A 19,693-nucleotide genomic window follows, 5' to 3' on the forward strand; every position below is an offset into this window, starting at 1 on the left:
GTCGTGTCCTTAATGTGTCAGGGTTGCCTGGTCTACCGGGGTTTGTTGCGCCGGAGCGGCAGTCGGAAGATATTGTTGTTCAGCGCTAACCGCCCACTGCTGGTAGCGGCGGTAAAGCTGTTCAAAACGTTGAGCCTGCTCTGGTCGAGGTTGCAGCGTGTTTTCCACGGCGCTTGCCATCTGTTGCTGAGCGGCTGGGATATCGGTGTGTACTTTCGCGGCAACGGCGGCAAAGATAGCCGCACCGAGTGCGCAGCACTGGTCTGAAGCGACAATCTGTAGCGGACGGTTGAGCACGTCACAACAGGCCTGCATGATGACCGGGTTTTTACGGGCGATGCCGCCTAGCGCCATTACGTTGTTAACCGCAATGCCTTGTTCGGTGAAGCATTCCATGATGGCGCGTGCACCAAAGGCGGTGGCGGCAATCAGACCGCCGAATAGCGCTGGCGCGTCGGTTGCCAGATTCAGATCGGTAATCACTCCTTTCAGACGCTGGTTGGCATTGGGCGTACGGCGACCGTTGAACCAGTCGAGCACCACCGGCAGGTGATCCAGCGACGGATTTCTCGCCCAGGCTTCGGTTAGCGCTGGTAGCAGCTGTTTTTGGCTGGCTTTAATCTGGGTCTTCAGCTCCGGGTGCTGCGCGGCAAGCTGCTCCAGCGGCCAGCTCAGCACACGGCTAAACCAGGCATAGATATCGCCGAACGCGGACTGGCCTGCCTCGAGGCCAATAAAATGCGGCACCACGCTGCCATCAACCTGGCCGCAAATGCCTTTCACCGCGCGCTCGCCGACGCTGTGTTTGTCAGCAATCAGAATGTCGCAGGTCGACGTGCCAATGACTTTCACCAGCGTATTGGGCTGTGCGCCCGCGCCGACCGCGCCCATGTGGCAGTCAAAAGCGCCGCCTGCAATCACCACGCTTTCCGGTAGCCCCAGACGCTGCGCCCACTCGGCGCACAGGGTGCCAACCGGCAGGTCGGCTGTGAAGGTATCGGTAAACATCGGGTATTGCAGATGGCGGTTGAGGATGGGGTCGAGTTCGTCAAAGAAACTGGCTGGCGGTAGACCACCCCAGCTTTCATGCCACAGGGATTTATGCCCGGCGCTGCAGCGACCGCGACGAATATCCTGTGGACGTACGGTATTAGAGAGCAGGGCCGGAACCCAGTCGCACAGTTCAATCCACGAAACCGCGGCCTCGGCAACCGCGTGGTCCTGACGGGTCACATGCAGGATTTTGGCCCAGAACCATTCGCTGGAATAAATACCGCCGATATAGCGGGAGTAATCGATCTTGCCCGGTGTGTGGCACAGACGGGTAATTTCTTCAGCTTCTTCTACTGAGGTGTGATCTTTCCACAGGACAAACATTGCATTTGGGTTTTCAGCGAACTCCGGACGCAACGCCAGTACGTTGCCGTCGGCATCGATGGGGGCCGGGGTTGAACCGGTGCTGTCAACGCCAATCCCGACCACTTCCGCACGCTGTTTAACGCTCAGTTCGGCCAGCACGGTTTTCAGCGCCGCTTCCATTGATTCAATGTAGTCGCGTGGATGATGGCGAAACTGGTTGTTTGGGCCATCGCAATACTGTCCTTCCTGCCAACGTGGATACCACTCTACGCTGGTGGCGATTTCTTCACCGGTGGCACATTCCACTGCCAAAGCGCGTACTGAATCACTGCCAAAATCGAGGCCAATTGCAATCGCCATCGTCTTACTCCATCCAAAAATACGGGTATGGATAAACAGTAGTTAGTAGGGATAAAAACCGTCAGGCAGGATTCGCTAATCTTATGGACTAAAATGCTGTGGCATCACAAAGTGTGACGCCGTGCAAATAATCAATGTGGACATTTCTGCCGTAGTTATAGACACTTTTGTTAGCCGATTTTAACGTTGGCACAGTACATATTTTTTACAAAGTGCTTTTCACAAGCGGGGTTGATGGTCCATTACCGCAAACACAGCGGCCCGCAGGGGCGACGGCAATGATGTCTGGCGTAATATGGACAAATTGTTTCTTAGCAGAACATAGGGAGTATTGAAATTATGGCTGAAACGCAAAACGATCCCCTGCTGCCAGGCTATTCGTTTAACGCGCATTTGGTGGCCGGATTAACCCCCATCGAGGCGAACGGATACCTGGATTTTTTTATCGACAGGCCGCTGGGTATGAAGGGCTATATCCTCAATCTCACTATCCGTGGCGAAGGGGTTATCAATAATCAGGGCAAACAATTTGTCTGTCGGCCTGGCGATATTTTGCTGTTTCCACCCGGAGAAATTCACCACTACGGACGCCATCCTGATGCCAGTGAGTGGTATCACCAGTGGGTTTACTTTCGCCCACGCGCCTACTGGCAGGAGTGGCTGACCTGGCCGGCCATTTTTGCCCAGACTGGATTCTTTCGTCCGGATGAAGCACATCAGCCGCATTTTAACGAACTGTTTGGGCAGATAATCAACGCCGGGCAGGGAGAAGGTCGCTATTCCGAACTGCTGGCGATTAATTTACTGGAACAGTTATTGCTCCGCCGTATGGAAGCCATTAATGAATCGCTGCATCCCCCCATGGACAACCGCGTGCGCGACGCCTGCCAGTACATCAGCGATCACCTGGCGGACAGTAATTTTGATATTGCCAGCGTCGCACAGCACGTCTGCCTGTCGCCTTCCCGTTTGTCGCATCTGTTCCGTCAACAGTTGGGTATCAGCGTATTAAGCTGGCGCGAGGATCAGCGTATCAGCCAGGCCAAGCTATTGCTGAGTACCACTCGTATGCCCATTGCTACGGTGGGGCGCAATGTTGGCTTTGACGATCAGCTCTATTTTTCTCGCGTTTTCAAAAAATGTACCGGTGCCAGTCCGAGCGAGTTTCGCGCCGGATGTGAATAAAAAGTGAATGATGTGTCCTGAAAGTTGTCATAACTCGCAATCTATTCAGACAATTGATGGCTTGACGAAGTTGAGACGGGTTATCAAAATCCCTGCTTCGTAAATCTGACGGACACATTATGCAAGCATTGCTGGAACACTTTATTCTTCAGTCCGCCCTGTACTCCCTGATCGCCGTACTGCTGGTGGCCTTTCTGGAGTCACTGGCGCTGGTTGGCCTGATTCTGCCCGGTACCGTGATGATGGCGGGACTGGGGGCGCTGATTGGCAGTGGCGAACTGAACTTCTGGCATGCCTGGCTTGCGGGCATCATTGGTTGCCTGTTAGGGGACTGGATCTCTTTCTGGCTGGGCTGGCGCTTTAAAAAGCCGCTGCACCGTTGGTCGTTCATGAAAAAGAACAAGGCGTTGCTGGATAAAACCGAGCACGCGCTGCATCAGCACAGCATGTTTACCATTCTGGTGGGGCGTTTTGTGGGACCGACGCGTCCGCTGGTGCCAATGGTGGCGGGCATGCTGGATCTGCCTGTCGCTAAATTTATCGTCCCGAATATTATTGGTTGCATACTGTGGCCGCCGTTCTACTTCCTGCCGGGGATCCTGGCGGGGGCGGCAATTGATATTCCTTCTGAGATGCAGAGCGGGGATTTCAAATGGTTGCTGCTGGCGACGGCGCTGTTGCTATGGGTAGGGGGCTGGTTTTGCTGGCGACTGTGGCGTAGCGGCAAAGCGGCAGTCGATCGCTTAACCGCGTATTTCCCCCGCAGCCGTTTACTGTATCTGGCGCCGTTGACGCTTGGGATCGGCGTGGTTGCGCTGGTGGCGTTACTGCGCCATCCGCTGATGCCGGTGTATATTGATATTCTGCGTAAAGTCGTGGGTTTCTGACGATTCTTTTGCCGGATGGCGCTGACGCTTATCCGGCCTGGGAAATCAATCACTCGGCTTTGATGCCCAAGAGCGTCGAGGCGCTGGCCTGACCGCTTAATAACTCATCCGTTTTGCCCTGCCAGGCGATGCGCCCGTCGGCGACCACAATCGAACGGGACGCAATTCGCGCCGCATCTTCTACGCTGTGGGACACCATCAGCAACGTAAGCTGTTTATCGCGACAGACCTCGGCAACCAGCGTTAACATCTCCTGGCGCAGGGCGGGATCGAGCGCAGAGAACGGTTCATCAAGCAGCAAAATGGGTTGTTCCCGCACCAGGCAACGCGCCAGCGCTACGCGCTGTCGCTGACCGCCGGAAAGCTCACCGGGGAGGCGCTCCAGCAGTGAGTCGATCCCCATTTGCTGGGCGATGTGATGCATTTTCTCCCGCTGCGATGCGTTCAGCTTCAATCCCGGGTTAAGGCCCAGGCCGATGTTTTGCTGCACGCTCAGGTGGCTGAACAGGTTATTTTCCTGAAACAGCATCGAAACAGGGCGACGTGAGGGCGGCGTGGCGGTGTGATCTTCACCTTTAATCAACATGGTACCGCTGGCAGGCGTGAGAAAGCCGGCGATCAGATTCAGCAGCGTACTTTTCCCGGCGCCGCTGGGCCCGAGGATCGCGACCTGCTCACCGCGTGCGATCGACAGCGTAAAGCGCATCGGCAAATGGTGATAAAGCCATGTGATATCAATCAGTTTTAACATTTCGACCCGGCAATTTCTCAATAACGGTAAACAGCGTAAAGCACAGGATCAGCAGCAATAACGCCGTAACTGCGCCATCCTGACTGCGATAAGAGCCAATCTGCTGATATAAATAAAACGGCAGGGTGCGGAAATCCTCATTACCAAATAGCGCGACCACGCCAAAATCGCCAATCGACAGCACGCAGGCAAAAGCCATCGCCTGCGCCAGCGGGCGCTTCAGGGCACGCAGTTCAACCACTTTCAGGCGCGACCATCCCTCAATTCCCAACGACTGGCACAACATACTGTAGCGGGCGGTGACGTCCCGCATTGGGTTTTCCAGCACCTTCAGCGCGTAAGGGATCGCCATCAGCGCATTGGTAAAAATGACAATGCCGTCGGCTGATTCGGGGAGTCCAATGGTGTTATTGAGCAGCAGAAAGAAGCCGGTTGCCAGCACGATGCCCGGCATGGCGAGGATCAACATGCCGCTAAGTTCCAGCATCTGACCTGCCAGTACCTGCTGTCGGGCACGCAGTTCACGACTGCTCCATAACAGCATCATGGTGAGAACTACGCACAACGCACCTGCCGCCAGCGCAATGCGCAGCGAGGTTCCCAGTGCGTGCCACAGTACAGGTTGCTTAAGAACATCCAGCATATGGCGGTTAAAACCATCGACAATTACCGCCAGCAGCGGCGGCAGCAGTAGCAGCAGGGCCAGAATAATCAGCAGTGCGTCTGCCAGGCGGCTGTGCAGACGATCGTCGGGATCGCGCCAGCCCTGAACCAGCGTGGTACTGGGGGCAATGGCGCGGCTCAGACGTTGGCTGAAGAGCACCAGCGCTAAACAACAAACCATCTGGATCAACGCCAGCATGGCGGCGCGGGCGGGATCGTAATCAAAGTTCAGCGCCTGATAAATCGCCAGCTCGATGGTTGTGGCCTGCGGTCCACCGCCCAGTGACAAAACGGTGGCGAAGCTGGCGAAACAGAGCATAAAGATGAGCGCCGCGACGGGAAGGATTTGCCGACGCAGCCACGGCCATTCAACAAAGCGGAAGAAATGCCAGCCGCGCAGACCCAACTGAGCGGCTAACTGTCGCTGTTCGCCGGGAATATTCTCCAGCGACTGCAACAGCAGACGACTGGCCATCGGCAGATTGAAAAAGACGTGCGCCAGCAGAATGCCCTGCAGACCGTACGGCGAAAACGTCCATTCCAGCCCGAATGTATGCCAGATCGAGGCCAGCCAGCCCTGACGACCGTACACGCTAAGAATACCGAAGACCGCGACCAGCACTGGCAGGATTAACGTCATCGCGCACAGGCGCAGCAGCGCCAGTCGTCCTGGAAAACGGCGGCGATAGAGCGCTCTGGCAAGGAAAATCGCCGGGATGACCGACAGCACTGCGGATAAAAAAGCCTGCCAGAAAGAAAAACGCACCACGTGCCACAGGTAGTCGTCTTGCCACAGTGAGAGCCACTCCCCCCGTGGGGCGTTAAACCATAGCGCCAGAAACGCGGCCAGGGCAACGGCCACCATCAGCGTGGCGGTGGTAAGCCCTGGAACCAGCCAGCCGGGAATTAACGGCTGACGGCGCGTTGCCATTCGCTAATCCATGCCTGGCGTTGAGCCGCAACCTGCTGCGGCGTAAATTCCAGCGCGGTGGCTGGCTTATTCAGTTGCTCGAATCCAGACGGTAGGGCGACCTGGGTTACCGGATACATCCAGTTGCCGGTCGGAATCGCATTCTGGAAGGCTGGAGACACCATAAACTTGAGGAATTTCTCGGCCAGTTCCGGCTGTTTGCTGGCCGCAGTACGGGCGGCGACTTCTACCTGCAAATAGTGGCCTTCGCTAAAGTTGGCTGCGGCGTAGTTGTCTTTTTTCTCGGCGATGATGTGATAGGCCGGAGAGGTGGTGTAGCTGAGTACCAGGTCGCTTTCGCCTTTCAGGAACAGGCCGTAGGCTTCACTCCAGCCCTTGGTGACCGTGACGGTTTTTGCCGAAAGCGCGCGCCAGGCCTCCGGCGCCTTATCGCCATAGACTTTCTGCATCCATAGCAGCAGGCCCAGCCCCGGCGTGCTGGTACGCGGGTCCTGATAAATGACGCGCCATTTTTGATCGCTCTCTACCAGTTCTTTCAGGCTTTTGGGCGGATTCTTCAGCTTGTTCTTATCATAAACGAAGGCGAAATAGCCGTAATCAAACGGAACGAAGGTATCGTTTTTCCAGCCGCCGGGCACGTTTACGGCTTCACTTGCTACACCGCTTTTGGTAAACAGTTTGGTTTGGGTGGCGGCTTCCAGAAGGTTGTTATCGAGGCCCAGTACGACGTCAGCTTTACTGTTTTTTCCTTCCATGCGCAGGCGGTTAAGCAGCGAGACGCCATCTTCCAGCGCGACCAGTTTCAGTTCACAGTTGCAGTCAGCTTCAAAGGCTTTTTTTATTGTCGGGCCCGGGCCCCAGTCAGCTGCGAACGAGTCGTAGGTATAAACGGTCAGTACAGGTTTGGCGAAAGCAGGCGCTGCGCACAGCAGTAAAAGCGGAAGACATTTTTTAAACACTTTGCACCTCATAAAGTTGGGTGGCAAAGGACTTGAGTTGCAGCCTCAAATCCCTTCGCCGGCATTATCCGGATCAGGTTCGACGGGTATCTCTCAGCCCATACACTTCATCATTCACGCTGCCTCTGTGTTGGCTGCGTTACTCGGCCCATCTCCGGGCCTCGCCCCTTCGGGGCCGCTGCAAGCAGCGTTCAAATCTGCTCCCGGCAGATTTGTCGCTCACCCCAGTCACATAGTTATCTATGCTCCTGGGGACTCACTCGCTTGCCGCCTTGATGCAGCGTGAATGATTTTGTGTATGTTTTTATTTAGCACCCCGTTGAGAACGGCGTTAGTGTAATGATTTTGTTGCTATGCGGCAATCAAGAGCCGGATCTAAGGATCCGGTGGTGCAAACCACGCTGATTTAAAATCAAACCAGCCGAGGGTGTTCATGCGTAATCCGCGCATACTGCGCTGTCCTTGAATGATGAGCCAGTGGTGGATCAGCGGCACAATGGCCTTTGTGGCGAGCAGCTGTTGGCACCATGCCGCCAGGCTCATTTCGCCCGTTCGCCAGCGGGCCGCATCGTTTTCCCAGTCCCGCGAGATACAGTTTTGCAGCAACGGGACTTCGCACAAATGGGCGAACAGCGAGAAATCCAGCGGTAGGGTAAAGTTGGCGCTGTTGAGCCAGATATCGCTGACAATTTCACCCGCATGCCATTGATCGTAGTCGATCTCCTGAATATTTAACTGTACCTGATGCTCTGCCAGCAACGTCTTCATGATCTGCGCGATAATCCGATGTTCGATGTGATCGCGATAGTAGGTAATCGTCAGCGTTTCCAGTCCGGCGGGTTTTTCACCATGGCCGGGTTTGGCATGGTGCCAGCGGGGGAGCAAACCGTAGGCGGGAAACCACAGTCGCTGAAACTGTTCGTCGGCGTGGCAGATGAGATGGGTTGGCGAAAGAACGCGGCTAACCCAATCGCGAACCTCCTGATTAGCGCCACGGTGGGTGCGCGCATCAAACAGCAGGTAGTAGCAACCTTCCTCGAGGCGGCTTTCGATCGCCTTTTCATCCTCCGTGGGGCCTTTTAGCGTCAACCCACCGCCAGGCTCTTCGCCGATATCGGGTAACACCCAAACGTTAACTTCGTCGATCAGCGCCCGGTAGCCAAAATAATCATCAAATGCATGAATTTTCAGTTGGTTATTGGTATTGCGCATCACCGCATAGGGACCAGTACCAATTGGGTGGCTGGAGAAGTTGCTGAGCGTCTCCCATTCTCGCGGCAGGATCATGGCGGGGACTTGCCCCAATAGCCAGGGAAGCCAGCGGTCGGGTTGGGCGAGATGGATATCCAGCGTCCAGGCCGTGGGAGAAACGATCTGCGTGATGTGCGAGTACAGCGGCAGGGCGTTAATGCGCATCAGCGAGGTGATGACATCTTCCATTTCCAGTTCGCGGCCATGATGAAAATGAATCCCCGGACGCAGGAAGAATCGCCAGTGTAAAGGTGAAATCTGCTGCCAGTGATGGGCGATGTCCGCTTCCAGTTCCCCATTTTCCTCATTTACCCGAATTAAGGCGCTGAAGATTTGCCGGGCGATATGAGTTTCTGAACGGCGTAGCGCCGTACCGGGAAGCAGGTTGTGCATGGGACGATAATAGAGAACGCGCATGATGTGCCGCCCCTGGCGAAAACTGCGCCCCAGGTGAGAAACCAGCATCTGTCGTACGGCCGTTTTGTCACCGACCAGCTGCACCAGTTGATCGATGCGATCCTGTTCCAGCAGGTCTTCTGCCCGCTGCTGCTGGAGTGCCAGCCCGGTATAGAGGAAAGTCAGGCGCGAGCGTTTACCTCGCCCCACTTCGGCTTCCCACGTTAACCAGCCGCGTTCTTGCATGGTATTGAGCAGGGTACGCATATGGCGGCGCGAACAACTCAGCAGCTCCGCTAGCTCGTTCAGCGTCGTGTCTTGCGTTTTGCCGTCACAGCATTGCCACAGACGGATGAACTGTTGTTGCAGACGACCAGAAGACATAAAAGGGGAACTCCTGCGAAAAACTCAGCAATTTTATTATCCCTATATTAAGCCAATAATAGATTCCGATGAAGCGATGAGACAACGAAGGGGTCATCTATGCGTCAGTTCTGGTTGAAATACTTTACCGCGACAGAAACATCGTCCTGGTTGGCTTGCCTGAGCGCACCGCAGCGCTTAAAGATGCTCGAAGAACTGATGCAGTGGGAGGTGACAACCTGACTCCTGAATTGGGAATTGCAGACATCATGTGTGACTGAGTATTGGTGTTAATCGCCGCGCCAGCAGATAATCACTGCTGGCTTTTTTTGTTTCTGCTGCGCTAAAAGGAACTGTAATGCTCTGGATTATGACCATGGGACGGCGCCTCAACGGCGTTTACGCGGCATTTATGCTGGTTGCTTTTATGATGGGCGTAGCAGGTGCGTTGCAGGCACCCACGCTGAGCTTGTTCCTGAGCCGTGAAGTCGGGGCGCAGCCGTTTTGGGTCGGGCTGTTTTATACCGTCAATGCGATTGTCGGGATCGTTGTCAGCCTTGCCCTCGCGAAACGATCCGACAGCCAGGGCGACAGGCGCAAGCTGATCATGTTTTGCTGCCTGATGGCAATTGGAAACGCGCTGCTGTTTGCGTTTAATCGTCACTATCTTACGCTTATCACCTGCGGTGTGCTGCTGGCCTCGCTGGCGAATACTGCCATGCCGCAGCTGTTTGCGCTGGCGCGGGAATACGCTGATAACTCCGCGCGTGAAGTGGTGATGTTTAGCTCGGTGATGCGTGCGCAGCTTTCGCTGGCCTGGGTAATTGGACCGCCGCTGGCCTTCATGCTGGCGCTGAATTACGGCTTTACGGCGATGTTTTCCATTGCCGCAGGGATTTTCGCCATTAGCCTGGTGCTGATTGCGCTGATACTGCCGTCAGTCACACGGGTGGAGCAACCTGTTGACGTACCGCTGGAACAGACTGGCGGTTGGCAGGACAAAAATGTGCGCATGTTGTTTATTGCCTCCACGCTGATGTGGACCTGCAATACCATGTACATCATCGATATGCCGCTGTGGATAAGCCTTGAGCTGGGGTTACCGGACAAGCTGGCCGGGCTCCTGATGGGGACGGCGGCTGGGCTGGAAATTCCGGCGATGATCCTGGCGGGCTACTATGTGAAGCGCTTTGGCAAACGGCGAATGATGATCGCGGCCGTCGCGGCGGGCGTACTGTTTTATCTTGGTTTGATCTTCTTTCACAGCCGCACGGCGCTGCTGGTGCTGCAATTATTTAATGCAGTATTTATCGGTATCATCGCCGGGATAGGAATGCTGTGGTTTCAGGATCTTATGCCCGGGCGTGCGGGGTCAGCGACCACATTATTTACCAACAGTATTTCAACGGGGGTCATTCTCGCGGGAGTGATTCAGGGGGCTATTGCGCAAAGCTACGGTCACTTTGCCGTCTATTGGGTGATTGCGGCGATTTCTGTGGTCACGCTGGTGATGACCGGGCGGGTGAAGGACGTTTGATTTTTGGCGTGCCGGATGCGCTGCGCTTATCCGGCACCACAAGGACTAGCGCATAAACGCTGGCTGCTTGTCTTCGTACTCGGTGATGGCTGCTTCATGCTGCAGCGTCAGCCCGATGCTGTCCAGACCGTTCAGCATGCAGTGGCGGCGGAAGTCGTCGATTTTAAAGCTGTAGGACTTATCGCCCGCTTTCACCACCTGCGCTTCCAGATCCACTTCAAATTTAATGCCCGGATTGGCTTTCACCAGGGCGAACATTTCATCTACCTGCGCGTCGCTCAGGGTCACCGGCAGCAGTTGGTTATTGAAGCTGTTGCCGTAGAAAATGTCAGCGAAGCTTGGCGCGATCACTACTTTAAAGCCGTAATCGGTCAGCGCCCATGGCGCATGTTCACGGGAAGAGCCGCAGCCAAAGTTTTCCCGCGCCAGCAGAATTGACGCGCCTTTATATTCCGGGAAGTTCAGTACGAACTCTGGGTTAGGCTGTTGCCCTTTTTCATCCAGAAAACGCCAGTCGTTAAACAGATGAGCGCCAAAACCGGTGCGCGTAACCTTCTGCAAAAACTGTTTGGGAATAATCGCGTCGGTATCCACGTTGGCGGCATCCAGTGGGACAACCAGGCCGGTATGTTGGGTAAATTTCTCTGCCATGGTAGTTTCCTTATTTGATGCTGCGAATGTCGGCAAAATGACCGGTAACGGCGGCAGCGGCGGCCATGGCCGGGCTGACTAAGTGCGTGCGACCACCGCGGCCCTGGCGGCCTTCAAAGTTACGGTTGCTGGTGGATGCACAGCGCTCGCCTGGGTTCAGGCGGTCATTGTTCATGGCCAGACACATGGAACAGCCCGGTAAACGCCATTCAAACCCGGCTTCGATGAAGATCTTGTCCAGACCTTCCGCTTCAGCCTGCGCTTTCACCGGACCAGAACCCGGCACAACCAGCGCCTGTACGCCTGGCGCAACTTTGCGCCCTTTGGCGATTTGGGCCGCAGCGCGTAAATCTTCAATACGCGAGTTGGTACAGGAACCGATAAACACTTTATCAATAGCCACTTCTGTTAACGGAATACCCGGTTTCAGCCCCATATATGCCAGCGCTTTTTCAGCCGATGCGCGCTCAACGGGATCGGAAAATGACGCCGGGTCGGGAATATTATCGTTCACCGAGATGACCTGACCCGGGTTCGTACCCCAAGTGACCTGCGGTGCGATTTCTTCTGCCTGCAGGGTAACGACGGTATCAAACGTCGCGTTGTCGTCGGTTTTCAGCGTTTTCCAGTACGCAACCGCGTTGGTAAAATCCTCACCCTTCGGTGCGTGTAAACGCCCCTGCACATAGTTAAAGGTGGTTTCATCCGGTGCGACCAGACCCGCTTTGGCGCCCATTTCAATGGCCATGTTGCACAGGGTCATACGACCTTCCATGCTCAGCGCACGGATGGCTTCGCCACAAAATTCAACGACGTGCCCGGTACCGCCTGCACTACCGGTTTTACCGATAATCGCCAGCACGATATCTTTGGCGGTAATGCCAGGTGCTGCCGCGCCGTTAACTTCAATCTTCATAGTTTTGGCACGCCCCTGTTTCAGGGTCTGCGTCGCCAGAACGTGTTCAACTTCAGAGGTGCCAATACCAAAGGCCAGCGCGCCAAACGCGCCGTGTGTGGCGGTGTGGGAGTCGCCGCAAACGATGGTCATACCCGGCAACGTTACGCCTTGCTCAGGCCCCATCACGTGAACGATCCCCTGATACGGGTGGTTCAGGTCGTACAGTTCGACGCCAAACTCATTGCAGTTTTTGATCAATTCCTGCATCTGAATGCGCGCCATTTCGCCGGAAGCGTTAATGTCTTTGGTTTGCGTGGAGACGTTATGGTCCATGGTGGCAAAGGTTTTACCCGGCTGGCGCACCTGACGGCCATGCGCACGCAGGCCATCAAACGCCTGCGGAGAGGTCACTTCATGCACCAGATGTCTGTCGATATACAACAGCGGGGTTTCGTTTTGCGCTTCGTAGACGACGTGCGCATCGAACAATTTTTCGTATAACGTTTTGGCCATGATTACACCCCTTCTGCGACGTAACGGGCAATAATGTCACCCATTTCATCGGTACCGACTGCGGCAGCGCCACGGGCTAAGTCACCGGTGCGAATGCCTTCTTCTAATGCGCGGTTGATGGCGCTCTCAATTGCGGTTGCCGCATCATTGGTGTCCAGGCTGTAGCGCAGCAGCAGCGCCAGCGAAAGGATTTGGGCGATAGGGTTAGCAATGTTTTTCCCGGCGATATCCGGAGCGGAGCCGCCAGCGGGCTCGTACAGACCAAAGCCCTGCTCATTCAGGCTGGCGGACGGTAACATCCCCATTGATCCGGTGATCATGGCGCATTCGTCAGACAGAATGTCGCCAAACAAGTTGGAGCATAGCAGCACGTCGAACTGGGATGGATCTTTGATCAACTGCATCGTCGCGTTGTCGATGTACATATGCGCCAGCTCAACGTCCGGATATTCATTAGCAATTTCATTGACGATTTGGCGCCACAGAATAGACGTTTGCAGTACGTTGGCTTTATCAATCGACGTGACTTTGCGGCGACGCTGGCGAGCAGATTCAAACGCGATACGTGCGATACGCTCGATCTCGAAACGGTGATAAACCTCGGTATCAAAGGCTTTTTCATGTTGTCCGCTGCCTTCGCGGCCTTTTGGCTGACCGAAGTAGATACCGCCGGTCAGTTCGCGCACGCACAGGATGTCGAAACCGTTCGCGGCAATATCTGCGCGCAGAGGGCAAAATGCTTCCAGCCCCTGGTACAGCTTAGCCGGGCGCAGGTTGCTGAATAATTTGAAGTGTTTACGCAACGGCAGCAGCGCGCCGCGTTCAGGCTGCTGATTGGGTGGCAGATTTTCCCATTTCGGACCGCCAACGGAGCCAAACAGAATGGCGTCAGCTTGCTCACAGCCTTCAACCGTCGCTGGCGGCAGCGGCTGACCATGGTTATCGATAGCGGCCCCCCCCACGTCGTAGTGGCTGGTGGTAATGCGCATGTTAAAACGGTTGCGGATTGCGTCCAGTACCTTCAGGGCTTGCGCCATCACTTCCGGGCCAATACCGTCGCCCGGCAAAACAGCAATATGATAATTCTTCGACATCACACGGTTTCCTTGTTGTTCTCGTTGTTCTGAGCTTTGCGTTGCAATTCTTTTTCGACTTCTTCGGCGCGCCAAATGTTGTTCAGCACATGAACCATCGCTTTCGCGGACGATTCGACGATATCTGTTGCCAGACCGACGCCGTGGAAGCGGCGACCGTTATAATTAGCAACGATATCCACCTGGCCCAGCGCATCTTTACCGTGCCCTTTGGCGGTCAGGCTGTATTTCACCAGTTCGATGTTGTACTCGGTCACACGGTTGATGGCCTGATAAATGGCATCGACCGGACCGTTACCGTTCGCCGCTTCGGCTTTGACTTCTTCACCGCAGGCCAGCTTGACGGAGGCGGTGGCGATGTCATTTGAGCCGGACTGCACGCTGAAGTAATCCAGACGGAAATGCTCCGGCTCTTCCTGCTGTTTATTAATAAAGGCCAGCGCTTCCAGGTCGTAATCAAATACCTGACCTTTTTTATCCGCCAGCTTCAGGAATGCGTCGTACAGGTTGTCCAGGTTGTATTCGTTCTCTTTATATCCCATCTCGTCCATACGGTGTTTCACCGCGGCGCGTCCGGAACGGGAAGTCAGGTTCAACTGCACCTGGTTCAGACCGATGGATTCAGGCGTCATGATTTCGTAGTTTTCACGATTTTTCAGTACGCCGTCCTGATGGATGCCAGAGGAGTGGGCAAAGGCGCCGCTACCGACAATGGCTTTGTTGGCCGGAATGGGCATGTTGCAGATTTGGCTGACTAACTGACTGGTACGCCAGATTTCCTGGTGATTAATGCGGGTCTGTACGTTCAGGATATCTTTGCGCACTTTGATCGCCATGATCACTTCTTCCAGTGAGCAGTTACCGGCGCGTTCGCCGATACCGTTCATCGCGCCTTCCACCTGGCGAGCACCGGCGTGGACGGCCGCCAACGCGTTGCCAACGCCCAGACCTAAATCATCATGGGTGTGCACGGAGATGATGGCTTTATCGATATTCGGTACGCGTTCATACAGACCAGAAATGATTGCTCCGAATTCGAAAGGCATGGTGTAGCCAACGGTATCGGGGATATTGATAGTTTTGGCACCCGCATTAATCGCGGCTTCGACCACGCGGGCCAGATCGGCAATAGGGGTACGGCCAGCATCCTCGCATGAGAACTCCACGTCATCCGTATAATTACGCGCACGCTTCACCATGTAGACTGCTCGCTCGATCACTTCATCCAACGTGCTGCGCAGTTTCGTCGCGATATGCATCGGCGAGGTGGCGATGAACGTATGAATGCGGAAGGCCTCAGCGACCTTCAGAGATTCTGCGGCAACGTCGATATCTTTTTCTACGCAGCGGGCTAAGGCGCAAACGCGGCTGTTCTTCACCTGACGAGCGATGGTTTGTACGGACTCAAAGTCACCCGGTGAAGAGACCGGAAAACCGACCTCCATCACGTCAACGCCCATACGCTCGAGGGCCAGCGCAATCTGCAGTTTTTCTTTCACACTCAGGCTCGCCTGTAACGCCTGTTCACCGTCACGTAAGGTGGTATCGAAAATAATGACTTGCTGGCTCATGGTTTAGGTCCTTGGTCTTTAGGGCGCCTTGCTTCGAGCATAAAAAAACCCGCGCAACGGCGCGGGTTTTTTGTCTTAACTGGAGCTGACTTAATGCTGAATGTCGTCCACCAGTCTACCGCGCAATGAGAATGCGTTTAGTAGTAGTAGACCGATAAAACGAGCAATGTAAGTCATCAATCAAGCTCCAGGCGAATGCGATATGCTTTTAGTGGTACTGGATATGAAGACTGATGTCAACCCCATTCCCTGCAAATGCTCCCGTTAAGGGGGGGGAGTTTATGATAAACTTAAGCGAATTGTGCTGAATTTCTCAGGGTATATTAAATTAATCATCTGATCGTTGAACATGTTTTTCACGGTTTGACATATTTAAGCATATTTATTTGCATTTATGGTCACGAAGAACTGAAGATAACGCCTCGTTTGGGATTCCATATCTTTATGATTTATCAGAATTTATAGCTATTCTGAATGGATTGAATCAATGTGCCACCCTATAATTGATAAATTAATGTTAACTTTTAATGTGTTAATAATAGAAATGTTTAATTAAAACTTAAAAACGTATTCACTGTGCGCATGATTGTGTATTCGCCACGCTTATGGTTATATTGTTTTCGAAATTTAAACATATGAATCATCGCGCAGTGACATCTGCCACACTACGTTTGTAGTGTTTTTTTGTACATTTAGATTTGTGCCTTTATGTTTTCCTAATTTTAATGTTTTTCCTTTTTCTTATTTTATATGCATGGTAAATCATATTAACGGAGATTATTTCTGCACTCCGTCTGGGAAAAGGGAGTTTAGAGTGACAGTGGAGTTAAATATGCCAGAAGTAAAAATAATAGATAAATCTAATCTCATAGAGATGGGGAAGCCACAGCTTCGCATGGTTGATCTTAATTTATTAACTGTTTTTGATGCGGTGATGCAGGAACAAAATATTACGCGTGCTGCACATACGCTGGGGATGTCGCAACCCGCTGTCAGTAATGCGGTGGCACGCCTGAAAGTCATGTTTAACGATGAGCTTTTTGTTCGTTATGGCCGTGGAATCCAGCCGACAGCAAGAGCCTTCCAGCTGTTTGGCTCCGTTCGTCAGGCTTTACAATTAGTGCAGAATGAACTGCCTGGTTCCGGCTTTGAACCTACCAGCAGCGAGCGTGTATTCAATCTTTGCGTATGCAGTCCATTGGATAATATTCTTACTTCGTTGATTTATAATCGGGTTGAGCAAGTCGCACCGAACATCAATGTCGTTTTTAAATCCTCACTAAATCTAAATACCGAGCACCAATTACGTTATCAGGAAACTGAGTTTGTTATTAGCTATGAAGAATTCCGTCGTCCGGAATTTACCAGTGTTCCGTTATTCAATGACGAAATGGTGTTAGTGGCAAGTAAAAAACATCCGCGCATTAGTGGCCCATTGCTGGAAAGCAATCTCTATCATGAACAGCATGCCGTGGTTTCGCTTGATCGCTTCGCCTCATTCAGCCAGCCGTGGTATGACACACCGGATAAACAATCCTGCGTGGCTTATCAGGGAATGGCATTAATCAGCGTGCTTAATATTGTGTCGCAAACGCACCTGGTCTCTATTGCGCCGCGTTGGTTGGCGGAAGAGTTCGCCGATTCTTTAGAACTGCAGATATTGCCTTTACCTTTAAAATTGAATAGCCGCACATGTTATCTTTCCTGGCATGAGGCTGCGGGGCGCGATAAAGGACATCAATGGATGGAAGAACTGTTGGTCTCCGTCTGTAAGAAGTAGCCGCTGGCAGAATAAATCGGGGAATACATCTGGTTTATTCTGCTTTTATCTTTATATCTAAAATTTTGTGCTGAACTCGACTTTTTACGTATGTCCGAAAGTGTAAAAAAATAGACTAATTGCTGTAAGTCCCCCTTTTTAAGCGATTATTTATCATATCAATTGCTTATGCTGGTTTAATTCTCCATTTATTCAATTCTTACCTCCGTTTTATTCTTATTTACTCCAGTGCCACCCCTTCGGAGTCAATTGCCATGCGTCATCGTCAGCGGTTAATGTGTTGTTAAACCGTAATTCATTATAAGAGTGAGGCAAGCCATGGAGATGTTGTCTGGAGCCGAGATGGTCGTCCGATCGCTTATCGATCAGGGTGTGAAGCAGGTATTCGGTTATCCCGGGGGGGCCGTCCTCGATATTTATGATGCATTGCATACGGTCGGCGGTATTGATCATGTGTTAGTCCGTCATGAGCAAGCCGCAGTACATATGGCTGATGGCCTGGCGCGTGCCACAGGAGAAGTGGGCGTCGTTTTGGTCACTTCCGGACCAGGAGCAACCAATGCGATCACCGGGATTGCAACGGCATATATGGATTCCATTCCGTTGGTGATCCTCTCCGGCCAGGTCGCCACCTCCCTGATTGGCTACGATGCCTTCCAGGAGTGCGACATGGTGGGTATATCCCGCCCGGTGGTAAAACACAGTTTTCTGGTTAAACAAACGGAAGATATCCCGCAGGTGCTGAAAAAAGCCTTCTGGCTGGCGGCAAGCGGTCGTCCGGGGCCGGTGGTGGTGGATTTGCCGAAAGATATTCTGAATCCGGCGAAAAAACTGCCTTATAGCTGGCCGGAGTCGGTGAGTATGCGTTCGTATAACCCGACAACGACCGGGCACAAAGGACAGATAAAACGTGCTTTGCAGACGCTGGTCGCGGCGAAGAAACCGGTTGTCTATGTTGGTGGTGGCGCGGTGAATGCCGCCTGTCACGAACAACTGGGGCAAATTGCCGAAGCACTCAATCTGCCGGTTGTCTCCTCGCTGATGGGGTTAGGCGCGTTTCCGGCCACGCATCGCCAGGCGCTGGGAATGTTGGGCATGCATGGTACTTACGAAGCGAATATGACCATGCATCATTCTGATGTGATCTTTGCCGTCGGCGTTCGTTTTGACGATCGAACGACCAATAACCTGGCAAAATATTGCCCGAATGCGACCGTGCTGCATATCGACATCGATCCGACCTCAATTTCAAAAACCGTCACTGCGGATATTCCGATTGTGGGCGATGCTCGCCTGGTGCTGGATCAGATGCTTGAACTGCTGCCGCAGGAGAAATCGCAGCAGCCGCTGGATGATAACCGTGACTGGTGGCAACAGATCGAACACTGGCGCGCTCGTCAGTGCCTGAAATACGACACGCAAAGTGAAAGTATTAAACCGCAGGCGGTGATTGAAACCATCTGGCGTCTGACGAAAGGGGATGCATACGTGACCTCTGACGTTGGTCAGCATCAAATGTTTGCCGCACTTTACTATCCGTTCGATAAACCACGCCGCTGGATTAACTCAGGCGGCCTCGGCACCATGGGATTCGGTTTACCCGCGGCGTTAGGGGTGAAAATGGCGCTGCCGGATGAAACGGTGGTGTGCGTTACCGGGGATGGCAGCATTCAGATGAACATCCAGGAACTGTCGACGGCGCTGCAATATGAGCTACCGGTACTGGTGCTTAACCTTAACAACCGCTATCTCGGCATGGTCAAACAGTGGCAGGACATGATTTACTCCGGGCGTCACTCCCAGTCTTACATGCAGTCGCTACCCGATTTTGTGCGCCTTGCTGAAGCTTATGGGCATATCGGTATCCAGATTAATCATCCAGGCGAACTGGAGAGCAAGCTGGGCGAAGCGCTGGAACATGTGCGTAACCATCGCCTGGTGTTTGTTGATGTCACCGTCGACGGCAGTGAGCATGTCTACCCGATGCAGATTCGTGGGGGCGGGATGGACGAAATGTGGTTAAGTAAAACGGAGAGGACCTGATTATGCGCCGGATATTATCAGTATTGCTGGAAAACGAGTCGGGTGCATTGTCACGTGTGATTGGCCTCTTCGCCCAGCGCGGATACAACATTGAAAGCCTGACCGTCGCGCCGACTGACGACCCGACCTTATCGCGGATGACGATTCAAACGGTAGGGGATGAGAAAGTCCTGGAGCAGATCGAAAAGCAGCTACACAAACTGGTGGATGTTCTGCGCGTCAGCGAACTGGGGCAGGGCGCCCACGTTGAACGAGAAATCATGCTGGTGAAAATCCAGGCCAGCGGCTATGGCCGGGAAGAGGTGAAACGCAACACGGAGATATTCCGTGGGCAAATCATCGATGTTACGCCGTCGATCTACACCGTACAGCTGGCGGGCACCAGCGATAAGCTGGATGCGTTTCTGGCAACGCTACGGGAAGTCGCCAAAATCGTGGAAGTTGCCCGTTCCGGCGTGGTGGGGCTTTCCCGCGGCGATAAAATTATGCGCTAACGCTTAC

At 53.6% G+C, this 19,693-nt stretch carries 17 protein-coding genes; 7 read left to right on the forward strand and 10 right to left on the reverse strand.

The genetic code is table 11. From position 1 onward, the window contains the following. Positions 1-9 precede the first annotated feature (9 nt). A complete protein-coding gene (gene araB, locus ABIE10_RS14850) occupies positions 10-1,719 on the reverse strand; it encodes a ribulokinase (protein WP_016151675.1) in 1,710 nt (569 codons plus the stop codon). A 339-nt stretch (positions 1,720-2,058) separates the two neighbouring features. Between araB and araC the strand changes: the two genes are divergently transcribed. Together araC and ABIE10_RS14860 are read left to right on the forward strand one after the other, a co-directional pair. Next, positions 2,059-2,904: an arabinose operon transcriptional regulator AraC gene (gene araC, locus ABIE10_RS14855; protein ID WP_003018834.1), complete on the forward strand. Its 846-nt coding sequence runs from the start codon at positions 2,059-2,061 to the stop codon at positions 2,902-2,904. 119 nt (positions 2,905-3,023) lie between these two features. Continuing rightward, positions 3,024-3,791, forward strand: a complete 768-nt coding sequence (locus tag ABIE10_RS14860; RefSeq protein WP_016155679.1) for a DedA family protein — start codon at positions 3,024-3,026, stop codon at positions 3,789-3,791. A 49-nt stretch (positions 3,792-3,840) separates the two neighbouring features. On the opposite strand, the gene thiQ is transcribed toward ABIE10_RS14860, so the two are convergent. From thiQ to sgrR, 4 genes are all read right to left on the reverse strand, one after another. Then, complete coding sequence (gene thiQ / locus ABIE10_RS14865; protein ID WP_429156166.1) at positions 3,841-4,542, reverse strand: thiamine ABC transporter ATP-binding protein ThiQ; 702 nt, start codon at positions 4,540-4,542, stop codon at positions 3,841-3,843. After that, the gene (thiP, locus tag ABIE10_RS14870; protein ID WP_429156168.1) at positions 4,526-6,136 is read right to left on the reverse strand and encodes a thiamine/thiamine pyrophosphate ABC transporter permease ThiP; all 1,611 of its coding nucleotides are present in this window, start codon (positions 6,134-6,136) and stop codon (positions 4,526-4,528) included. The genes thiQ and thiP overlap by 17 nt, the downstream gene beginning before the upstream one ends. Further along, complete coding sequence (gene thiB, locus ABIE10_RS14875; RefSeq protein WP_429156170.1) at positions 6,112-7,095, reverse strand: thiamine ABC transporter substrate binding subunit; 984 nt, start codon at positions 7,093-7,095, stop codon at positions 6,112-6,114. Before thiB ends, thiP begins: the two co-directional genes overlap by 25 nt. Before the next feature lie 375 nt (positions 7,096-7,470). Continuing rightward, positions 7,471-9,126: an HTH-type transcriptional regulator SgrR gene (sgrR, locus tag ABIE10_RS14880; RefSeq protein ID WP_016155682.1), complete on the reverse strand. Its 1,656-nt coding sequence runs from the start codon at positions 9,124-9,126 to the stop codon at positions 7,471-7,473. Positions 9,127-9,225: 99 nt separating this feature from the next. Between sgrR and sgrT the strand changes: the two genes are divergently transcribed. Then, positions 9,226-9,348 (forward strand): glucose uptake inhibitor SgrT, encoded by a 123-nt coding sequence (gene sgrT / locus ABIE10_RS14885; protein ID WP_047498374.1) that lies wholly within the window; start codon positions 9,226-9,228, stop codon positions 9,346-9,348. A gap of 115 nt (positions 9,349-9,463) precedes the next feature. Then, entirely contained in the window at positions 9,464-10,642 is a 1,179-nt protein-coding gene (locus tag ABIE10_RS14890) for a sugar efflux transporter (protein ID WP_429156173.1), read from the forward strand. Between the two features lie 45 nt (positions 10,643-10,687). Here ABIE10_RS14890 and leuD read toward each other — a convergent pair whose 3' ends face one another. The 5 genes from leuD to leuL all read right to left on the reverse strand — a co-directional run bounded on the left by leuD (position 10,688) and on the right by leuL (position 15,546). Continuing rightward, the gene (gene leuD, locus ABIE10_RS14895) at positions 10,688-11,293 is read right to left on the reverse strand and encodes a 3-isopropylmalate dehydratase small subunit (RefSeq protein ID WP_016151683.1); all 606 of its coding nucleotides are present in this window, start codon (positions 11,291-11,293) and stop codon (positions 10,688-10,690) included. Between the two features lie 10 nt (positions 11,294-11,303). Further along, positions 11,304-12,704 carry a 3-isopropylmalate dehydratase large subunit gene (leuC, locus tag ABIE10_RS14900; RefSeq protein WP_047498383.1) on the reverse strand — a complete coding sequence of 467 codons (1,401 nt, stop codon included), beginning with the start codon at positions 12,702-12,704 and terminating at the stop codon, positions 11,304-11,306. Between the two features lie 2 nt (positions 12,705-12,706). Next, entirely contained in the window at positions 12,707-13,798 is a 1,092-nt protein-coding gene (gene leuB / locus ABIE10_RS14905; protein ID WP_181221202.1) for a 3-isopropylmalate dehydrogenase, read from the reverse strand. Next, positions 13,798-15,369, reverse strand: a complete 1,572-nt coding sequence (gene leuA, locus ABIE10_RS14910; protein WP_016151686.1) for a 2-isopropylmalate synthase — start codon at positions 15,367-15,369, stop codon at positions 13,798-13,800. The genes leuB and leuA overlap by 1 nt, the downstream gene beginning before the upstream one ends. 90 nt (positions 15,370-15,459) lie before the next feature. Continuing rightward, entirely contained in the window at positions 15,460-15,546 is an 87-nt protein-coding gene (gene leuL, locus ABIE10_RS14915; protein WP_049269161.1) for a leu operon leader peptide, read from the reverse strand. A gap of 655 nt (positions 15,547-16,201) precedes the next feature. Here leuL and leuO point away from each other — a divergent pair. From leuO to ilvN, 3 genes are all read left to right on the forward strand, one after another. Further along, positions 16,202-17,149, forward strand: a complete 948-nt coding sequence (gene leuO, locus ABIE10_RS14920; protein WP_016151687.1) for a transcriptional regulator LeuO — start codon at positions 16,202-16,204, stop codon at positions 17,147-17,149. A 318-nt stretch (positions 17,150-17,467) separates the two neighbouring features. Continuing rightward, entirely contained in the window at positions 17,468-19,192 is a 1,725-nt protein-coding gene (ilvI, locus tag ABIE10_RS14925) for an acetolactate synthase 3 large subunit (protein WP_016151688.1), read from the forward strand. Positions 19,193-19,194: 2 nt separating this feature from the next. After that, entirely contained in the window at positions 19,195-19,686 is a 492-nt protein-coding gene (gene ilvN, locus ABIE10_RS14930; RefSeq protein WP_003829566.1) for an acetolactate synthase small subunit, read from the forward strand. Positions 19,687-19,693: the final 7 nt, after the last annotated feature.

Origin of the sequence: Citrobacter sp. 506 (assembly GCF_050434985.1) — a bacterium.
In the GTDB taxonomy this organism is placed as follows: Bacteria; Pseudomonadota; Gammaproteobacteria; order Enterobacterales; family Enterobacteriaceae; genus Citrobacter; species Citrobacter braakii.

Excerpts from the sequence above, each read along its gene's own strand:
- araC (WP_003018834.1), top strand. The coding sequence starts at position 2,059 with ATGGCTGAAACGCAAAACGATCCCCTGCTGCCAGGCTATTCGTTTAAC.
- leuA (WP_016151686.1), bottom strand. The coding sequence starts at position 15,369 with ATGAGCCAGCAAGTCATTATTTTCGATACCACCTTACGTGACGGTGAA.
- thiQ (WP_429156166.1), bottom strand. The coding sequence starts at position 4,542 with ATGTTAAAACTGATTGATATCACATGGCTTTATCACCATTTGCCGATG.
- ilvN (WP_003829566.1), top strand. The coding sequence starts at position 19,195 with ATGCGCCGGATATTATCAGTATTGCTGGAAAACGAGTCGGGTGCATTG.
- thiP (WP_429156168.1), bottom strand. The coding sequence starts at position 6,136 with ATGGCAACGCGCCGTCAGCCGTTAATTCCCGGCTGGCTGGTTCCAGGG.
- sgrT (WP_047498374.1), top strand. The coding sequence starts at position 9,226 with ATGCGTCAGTTCTGGTTGAAATACTTTACCGCGACAGAAACATCGTCC.
- sgrR (WP_016155682.1), bottom strand. The coding sequence starts at position 9,126 with ATGTCTTCTGGTCGTCTGCAACAACAGTTCATCCGTCTGTGGCAATGC.
- leuO (WP_016151687.1), top strand. The coding sequence starts at position 16,202 with ATGCCAGAAGTAAAAATAATAGATAAATCTAATCTCATAGAGATGGGG.
- ilvI (WP_016151688.1), top strand. The coding sequence starts at position 17,468 with ATGGAGATGTTGTCTGGAGCCGAGATGGTCGTCCGATCGCTTATCGAT.
- ABIE10_RS14890 (WP_429156173.1), top strand. The coding sequence starts at position 9,464 with ATGCTCTGGATTATGACCATGGGACGGCGCCTCAACGGCGTTTACGCG.
- ABIE10_RS14860 (WP_016155679.1), top strand. The coding sequence starts at position 3,024 with ATGCAAGCATTGCTGGAACACTTTATTCTTCAGTCCGCCCTGTACTCC.
- leuD (WP_016151683.1), bottom strand. The coding sequence starts at position 11,293 with ATGGCAGAGAAATTTACCCAACATACCGGCCTGGTTGTCCCACTGGAT.
- leuC (WP_047498383.1), bottom strand. The coding sequence starts at position 12,704 with ATGGCCAAAACGTTATACGAAAAATTGTTCGATGCGCACGTCGTCTAC.
- araB (WP_016151675.1), bottom strand. The coding sequence starts at position 1,719 with ATGGCGATTGCAATTGGCCTCGATTTTGGCAGTGATTCAGTACGCGCT.
- leuB (WP_181221202.1), bottom strand. The coding sequence starts at position 13,798 with ATGTCGAAGAATTATCATATTGCTGTTTTGCCGGGCGACGGTATTGGC.
- leuL (WP_049269161.1), bottom strand. The coding sequence starts at position 15,546 with ATGACTTACATTGCTCGTTTTATCGGTCTACTACTACTAAACGCATTC.